The sequence below is a fragment of the Rhodopseudomonas sp. genome (assembly GCF_036404135.1).
GTDB lineage: Bacteria > Pseudomonadota > Alphaproteobacteria > Rhizobiales > Xanthobacteraceae > Rhodopseudomonas_A.
Genome location: NZ_DASWPE010000120.1, coordinates 1 through 7,452, shown reverse-complemented (window position 1 = coordinate 7,452; position 7,452 = coordinate 1). Strand labels below are relative to the sequence as shown.

The following is a 7,452-nucleotide window of genomic DNA, read 5'->3' as shown; positions in this document are numbered from 1 at the left end:
ATCGCACCAATGAGTGGACCTTCGACCTATCAGCCACAACCCGGCATCATGAAGTGGCTGGAAGACCGCCTGCCGATCGTGGGCCTCGTTCATTCCTCGTTCGTGGCCTATCCGACGCCGCGCAACCTGAACTATTGGTGGACGTTCGGCGCCATCCTGTCGATGATGCTGGTGATCCAGATCATCACCGGCGTGGTGCTGGCGATGCACTACACGCCGCATGTCGACTTCGCCTTCACCTCCGTCGAGGCGCTGGTTCGCGACGTCAATTACGGCTGGTTGCTGCGCAACACCCACGCCGCCGGCGCGTCGATGTTCTTCATCGCCGTCTACATCCACATGTTCCGCGGCCTGTATTACGGGTCGTACAAGGAGCCGCGCGAGGTGCTGTGGATCCTCGGCGTGATCATCTACCTCTTGATGATGGCGACGGGTTTCATGGGCTACGTGCTGCCGTGGGGCCAGATGAGCTTCTGGGGCGCCACCGTCATCACCAACCTGTTCTCGGCGATCCCGCTGGTCGGCGACAGCATCGTGACGCTGCTGTGGGGCGGCTATTCGGTCGGCAACCCGACGCTGAATCGGTTCTACTCGCTGCACTATCTGCTGCCGTTCCTGATCGCCGGCGTGGTCGTGCTGCACGTCTGGGCGCTGCACGTCGCCGGCCAGAACAACCCGGCCGGCGTCGAGCCGAAGACCGAGAAGGACACCGTGCCGTTCACCCCCTACGCGACCATGAAGGATGCGTTCGGGATGTCCTGCTTCCTGCTGTTCTTCGCCTGGTTCATCTTCTACATGCCGAACTATCTCGGCGACGCCGAAAACTACGTTCAGGCCAATCCCGGCGTGACCCCGCCGCACATCGTGCCGGAATGGTACTACCTGCCGTTCTACGCGATCCTGCGCTCGATCCCGAACAAGCTCGCCGGCGTGGTGGCGATGTTCGGCGCCATCATCGTGCTGTTGTTCCTGCCCTGGCTGGACAGCATGAAGGTGCGTTCGTCGCGCTATCGGCCGCTCGGCAAGCGGTTCTTCTGGGCCTTCGTGGTGGTCTGCATCCTGCTCGGCTGGCTCGGCGGCAAGCCGGCGGAAGGCATCTACACCGTCCTGGCGCGGGTGCTGACGGCGGCCTATTTCGCCTACTTCCTGATCGTGCTGCCGCTGTTGTCGCGGATGGAGCAGACCTTGCCGGTTCCGAACTCGATCGCCGACGACGTGCTGGCGAAATCCGGCAACGGCCTGGTCAAGACCGCGGCATCGATCGCCGTGGTGGTCGGATTGGCCGGCGCGCTGGTGATGGGCGGCATGCAGAACGCCAGCGCTGCGACCGAAGAGAACATCCCGGCCTCGCAGCAATGGTCGTTCGCTGGCCCGTTCGGCAAGTATGACCGGGCGCAGCTGCAACGCGGCTTCAAGATCTACAAGGAGGTCTGCTCGGCCTGCCACTCGCTGAAGCTGTTGGCCTACCGCAACCTCGCCGATCCGGGTGGTCCGTCGTTCACGCTGGAGCAGGCCACCGCGGTCGCCGCCGAAGCCACCGTCAAGGATGGCCCGAACGACGCCGGCGACATGTTCGACCGCCCCGGCCGGATCGCCGACCGCTTCGTGTCGCCGTTCCCGAACGAGATGGCCGCGCGCGCCGCCAATGGCGGTCAGGCTCCGCCCGACCTGTCGCTGATGGCCAAGGCGCGCTCCTATGAGCGCGGCTTCCCGCAGTTCGTGTTCGACTTCTTCACCCAATTCCAGGAGCAGGGCCCGAACTACATCGCCTCGCTGCTGCAGGGCTTCGAAGACACCCCGCCGGCCGACTTCACGCTGCCGGAGGGCTCCTACTACAACAAGTTCTTCCCGGGCCACTCGATCAAGATGCCGCCGCCCTTGTCGGACGGTCAGGTGTCGTTCGACGACGGTTCGCCGCAGACGCTGGCGCAATATGCCAACGACGTCGCCGCGTTCCTGATGTGGGCTGCGGAACCGCATCTGGAGGCGCGCAAGCGGCTCGGTCTGCAGGTGATGATCTTCCTCTTGATCCTCTCCGGCCTGTTGTACTTCACCAAGCAGCGGATCTGGGCCGACGCCCACTAGGCCGCCGCCGCATCGAAACGGAAAAGCCCCTGCGGGGGCTTTTTTGTTGGGTGAAATCCGGCATTGCGATTTGACTTGATGTCAGCTTCGCATCGGATAGCAGCGACCGAGCAGGGCCCCTCCGCAGGGACGACCCGTTGAAATGCAGCGGGCATTCCGCGGGCGCTTTACGCACCCCAATGTTTCGCTCGGCGCACCGCGCCGACCTCGGCCCGCAATGACGCACCGCATTCGCGACGATTGCGTCCGGCGCCGGCAGCGGTCAAAATCGGCGGAAATCAGTCAGCGACACAGTCCGGAGGATCCCATGGGCACCAGCATCACCTTCAAGCGTCCCGACGGCAAGGAGGCCCGCGGCTATCTCGCCAACGCCGCGCAGGGCAATGCCCCGGGCGTGGTGGTGATCCAGGAATGGTGGGGGCTGTCGGAGCAGATCAAGGGTCTCACCGACCGCTTCGCGCTGGCCGGCTTCGACGCGCTGGCGCCCGATCTCTACGATGGCGTGGTGGTGCCGTATCACGACACCGACGCCGCCAACAGAGAAATGAGCTCGCTGGATTTCATCGAAGCCACCACGCAGACCGTGCGCGGCGCGGTGCAGTATCTCGGCCGCAACGGCGCCAAGGTCGGTCTCACCGGCTTCTGCATGGGCGGTGCGGTGGCGATCATCGGCGCCTGCAAGATTCCCGAACTCGGCGCGGCGGTGGCGTTCTACGGCATTCCGCCGGAGCAGGCGGCGAAACCCAGCGAGGTGAAGATTCCGCTGCAGGGTCACTTCGCCACGCGCGACGATTGGTGCACGCCGGCGCTGGTCGATGCCTTCGAAAGCGCGTTGAAGGCCGCGGGCAACACCGCGGAATTCTTTCGCTACGAGGCCGACCACGCCTTCGTCAACGAACAGCGCGCCGCGGTGCACGATCGCGAGGCCGCCGAGCTGGCGTGGGGCCGCGCCGCGGATTTCTTCCACAACCATCTCGGATAGTTGCATCGCACGCGTGTAGCACCCGCATCGCGTGCGACAGAACCGTTGTTTGCAAGGGTAAAATTTGAGCGTTCGACTGAACAATTGACAGAACTGTTGCTGCGATAAAGCTGCCTTAAGAGCGAGGACAGCCATGGTTGAGAAAGTAACAACGCCCGCGCAGAATGTCGTCGACTTCATCGGCTACCAGTTGCGCAGATCCGGCGCGGCGATGAAAGTCCGTGCCTGCCGCCATTGCGGCGCGGCACTGGGCGATGGCGAATCCGAGGACGACTGTTCGACCGCGTTGCTGTGTGAGCAGCCGACCCGAATCCGCCGACCGCGAAAGTCGTAACGCCAGATCCGGACAGCGGCTCCAGGTGGTCGTTACGGATCATGAGCCGATCACCATTGCGAGCGGAATGACGTTTCGAAGAAGCGTTATCCCGCTCCAATGCACGGCGCCGCGCCATCGTAAGCCGATGGCGCGGCGCTACACCGATACGGCGTAGAGTTGGTATTCCTCGCGCGCCAATTCGATATGGGCGCGCATCGCCGCGGCGGCGCCGATCCGGTCGCCGCGCAGAATCGCCACGACGATGCGCTCGTGCTCGGCGTGCGATTTCGCCAGCCGGCCGAGATTGCGGAACTGGGCGCGGCGGAACGGCTGCACCCGCCCCCTTGTCGCCAGCGTCATCTCGGCGATGTAGTCGTTCTGCGCGCCGGCATAAATCGCATTGTGAAACCGTTCATTGACCTCGTTGAAACGATCCGGATCGCCGGCCTGGCTGATCAGCCGCAAGTCTTCATGGGTGGCTTGCAGCGCCTGGCGGTCGGCCGGCGGCATCCGCTCGGCGGCGAAACCGGCGCACAGCGCTTCCAGCTCGGCCATCGCTTCGAACATCCCGCCGAGCCGCGCCAGCGAGGGCTGCGCCACCACCGCGCCGCGATGCGCGCGGGATTCGACGAGGCCGGAGGCGGCGAGCTGGCGCAGCGCCTCGCGCACCGGTGGTGCGCGACACCTTGAAGCGCAGCGCGATCTCGGTCTCGTCCAGCGACGATCCGGGCGGCAGCGCGCCGCGCACGATGTCGTCGGCGAGTTGCCGTCGCAGCTCTTCGGCACGCGTGAGCTTGACGAGGGCGGGGGTGCGATCGGCCGCGCTGATGGCCGGTGAGGCGCGGTCGCCAACCAGGCGCCTCACGCCGGCGGCAGATGCGGACCCGGGTCTGAGGATGTCGCGACGCCTCATGAGGACGCTCTCCAAGGCCACGGGCAGCTTGCGGTTGGAGAATCATTCGCAAACATCATGCCAACCGTTAACGTCGGTCCGACAATCGCCTAACCGCCTGATCGGCCGCGAATTTGCCGGGCGTCGGCGGCGCATCACCGGATTCGGCTGGTCGAATTGCATCCAAGATGGCCTGCGCGCTTCATCCGGCTGCAATCTCACCTCGGAGGCTGTTCTTTGAACTGCGTTGGAACCCAGGCGGCTGCACAGTTGCGCCAGCGCAAGAAATCCGCGCCGGAAGATGCGATGGTGCGAAAATTGGAGTCGCCTCTCGGCGCCAAAGATGTTTAATAGATCATATATCATGTTAAATGCATCATGATCTGCTTCGTAACGACGATGTCTGACGCGCCTGCGCCGTCATGGCTGAACGACGGTGCTGGGCCATCGCGCGGTCCGGGCTGCCGCCGGGTGCGGCGCGCCGCGAGGACGCGCCGGTGATCGCCGCGGTGGCCGCGCAACTCGTGTGCGTTGCGGCCCTGCTGGTCCTCGCCGTGCTTGCGGTGACGCTGCATCGCGCCAAGGCCGCCACCGCGCTGGTCTATGGCGCCAGCTTGATCATCTGCACGCTGGCGCTAAGCGGCGCGCTGCGCTGGCTGCTCTCAGGCTCGGGCGCCGACGAGATCGTGCTGCCGATCGGGCTGCCGTGGCTCGGCGCGCATCTGCGGCTCGACCCGCTGGCGGCGTTCTTCCTCGCCGTGGTCAATCTCGGCGGCGCCGTCGCCAGCCTCTATGCACTCGGCTATGGCCGGCACGAGTCCGCGCCGCAGCGGGTGCTGCCGTTCTTTCCGGCGTTTCTCGCCGGGATGAATCTGGTGGTGCTGGCCGACGACGCCTTCTCCTATCTGCTGTGTTGGGAGTTCATGTCGCTGGCGTCCTGGGCGCTGGTGATGGCGCATCATCGCGCGCCCGGCAACGCCCGCGCCGGCTATGTCTATCTGTTGATGGCGAGCTTCGGCACGCTGGCGTTGCTGTTGGCGTTCGGCTTTCTCGCCGGGCCGGCCGGCGATTACGGTTTCGCCGCGATCCGCGCCGCCGAGCATTCGCCGGCTGCCGCGACGCTGGTGTTAATCCTGATGCTGCTCGGCGCCGGCTCCAAGGCCGGCCTGGTGCCGCTGCATGTCTGGCTGCCGCTGGCGCATCCGGCGGCGCCGAGTCACGTCTCGGCCTTAATGAGCGGGGTGATGACCAAGGTCGCGGTCTATGGCTTCATCCGCGTGGTGTTCGATCTGCTCGGTCCGCCGAACTGGACCGCCAGCGTGCTGGTGCTGTCGCTCGGCGGCGTCACCGCGGTGATGGGGATTCTCTACGCGCTACTGGAAAAAGACCTGAAGCGGCTATTGGCCTATTCGACGATCGAGAACATCGGCATCATCTTCGTCTGCCTTGGCCTGGCGCTGGCGTTCCAGGCCAACGGCCAGACGCTGGCGGCGTCATTGGCCTTCACCGCGGCGCTGTTCCACGTCTTCAACCATTCGCTGTTCAAGAGCCTGTTGTTCTTCGGCGCCGGTGCCGTGCTGGTGTCGACCGGCGCCCGCGACATGGACAGGCTCGGCGGTCTGATTCATCGCATGCCGGTGACCAGCGTGGTGTTTCTGATCGGCTGCGTCGCGATTGCGGCGCTGCCGCCGTTCAACGGCTTCGTCTCGGAATGGCTGATGTTTCAGGCGGTGCTGCAAAGTCCGACGCTGCCGCAATGGGGGCTGAAGATCATGGTGCCGGCGATCGGCGCACTGCTGGCGTTGGCGGCGGCCTTGGCGGCAGCGTGTTTCGTCAAAGCCTATGGCGTCAGCTTCCTCAGCCGGCCGCGCAGCGAGGCGGCGGCGAATGCCCGGGAGGTCGACCGCTTTTCGCTCGCGGCGATGGTGATCCTGGCGGCGCTGTGCCTGCTTGCCGGGATCTTCCCCGGCCTGGTGATGGATGCGCTGGGGCCGGTGACGCAGCAGATCATCGACAGTCGCCTCGCCCTGCAATCGCACTTGCCGTGGCTGTCGATCGTTCCGATCGCCGAACGCCGCGGCTCCTATAATGGCCTGCTGGTGCTGGTGTTCATCGCGATCTCGGCGTCGCTCGGCTATCTGGCGATCCGGTGGTTTTCCTCGCATGCGGTGCGCCGCGGTCCGGCCTGGGGTTGCGGCTTCTCCGACGCGGTGCCGCAGGCGCAATATTCGCCGGACAGTTTCGCGCAGCCGCTGCGCCGGGTGTTCGGCACCATGCTGTTCGCCGCCCGCGAGCATGTCGAGATGCCGCCGCCCGGCAGCGTCAAGCCTGCGCGGTTCTCGGTCGAGATTCACGACCTGGTGTGGGAAGGGCTGTACGGCCGGATCGCCGGCGCGGTGGATGAGGCCGCGATCCGGCTCGACCGCTGGCAGCTGTTGACGATCCGCGGCTATCTCAGCCTGGTGTTTGCCACCCTGGTCACGCTGCTGCTGGTGCTGGCGATATGGTCGTGATCTCCGACATCCTGGTGCAGGGCATCCAGATGCTCTTGGTGTTCCTGCTGGCGCCCCTGCTCACCGGCTTCATCCGCAAGGTCAAGGCGCGGCTGATGCGCCGCAAGGGGCCGTCGATCCTGCAACCCTATCGCGACCTGCTGCGGCTGTTGCGCAAGGAAGTGGTGCTGGCCGACAACGCCTCCTGGCTGTTCCGCGCCACACCCTATCTCACCTTCGCGGCGATCTGGGTGGCGGCGGCGCTGGTGCCGACCTTCGCCACCGGCTTGCTGTTCAACTGGACCGCGGACCTGATCGTGATCGTGGCCTTGCTCGGCACCGCGCGGTTCTTTCTAGCGCTGGCCGGCATGGATATCGGCACCGCGTTCGGCGGGCTCGGCTCGTCGCGCGAGGTGATGATCGCAGCCCTCGCCGAGCCGGCGATGCTGTTGATCGTGTTCTGCGTGGCGCTGGTGGCGGGCTCGACGCAGCTCTCCACGGTGGCCAACTTCATCGCCTCCTCGCAGGTCGGCCTGCGGGTCTCGCTCGGCATGGCGATGATCGCGCTGGTGATCGTGGCGCTGGCGGAAAACGCCCGCATCCCGGTCGACAATCCCGCAACCCACCTCGAACTGACCATGGTGCACGAGGCGATGATCCTGGAATATTCCGGGCGGCACCTGGC

General features: G+C 65.5%; 4 protein-coding genes and 1 pseudogene. 4 read left to right on the top strand and 1 reads right to left on the bottom strand.

All coding sequences use genetic code 11. From position 1 onward, the window contains the following. Nucleotides 1-9: 9 nt before the first annotated feature. Nucleotides 10-2,085: a cytochrome c1 gene (locus VGC77_RS15055; RefSeq protein ID WP_331172370.1), complete on the top strand. Its 2,076-nt coding sequence runs from the start codon at nt 10-12 to the stop codon at nt 2,083-2,085. A 307-nt stretch (nt 2,086-2,392) separates the two neighbouring features. Continuing rightward, nucleotides 2,393-3,067 carry a dienelactone hydrolase family protein gene (locus VGC77_RS15050; protein ID WP_331172368.1) on the top strand — a complete coding sequence of 225 codons (675 nt, stop codon included), beginning with the start codon at nt 2,393-2,395 and terminating at the stop codon, nt 3,065-3,067. Nucleotides 3,068-3,539: 472 nt separating this feature from the next. Here the strand turns inward: VGC77_RS15050 and VGC77_RS15045 are convergent. Continuing rightward, nucleotides 3,540-4,261, bottom strand: a pseudogene (locus tag VGC77_RS15045) (GntR family transcriptional regulator). A gap of 514 nt (nt 4,262-4,775) precedes the next feature. On the opposite strand from VGC77_RS15045, the gene hyfB reads away from it, so the two are divergent. Together hyfB and VGC77_RS15035 are read left to right on the top strand one after the other, a co-directional pair. Next, on the top strand, nt 4,776-6,788 hold the full coding sequence (hyfB, locus tag VGC77_RS15040; protein ID WP_331172369.1) for a hydrogenase 4 subunit B: 2,013 nt from the start codon (nt 4,776-4,778) through the stop codon (nt 6,786-6,788). Then, nucleotides 6,779-7,452 (top strand): respiratory chain complex I subunit 1 family protein (locus tag VGC77_RS15035; RefSeq protein WP_331172367.1); only part of this gene is annotated, 674 nt, incomplete at its 3' end. The genes hyfB and VGC77_RS15035, both read left to right, overlap by 10 nt.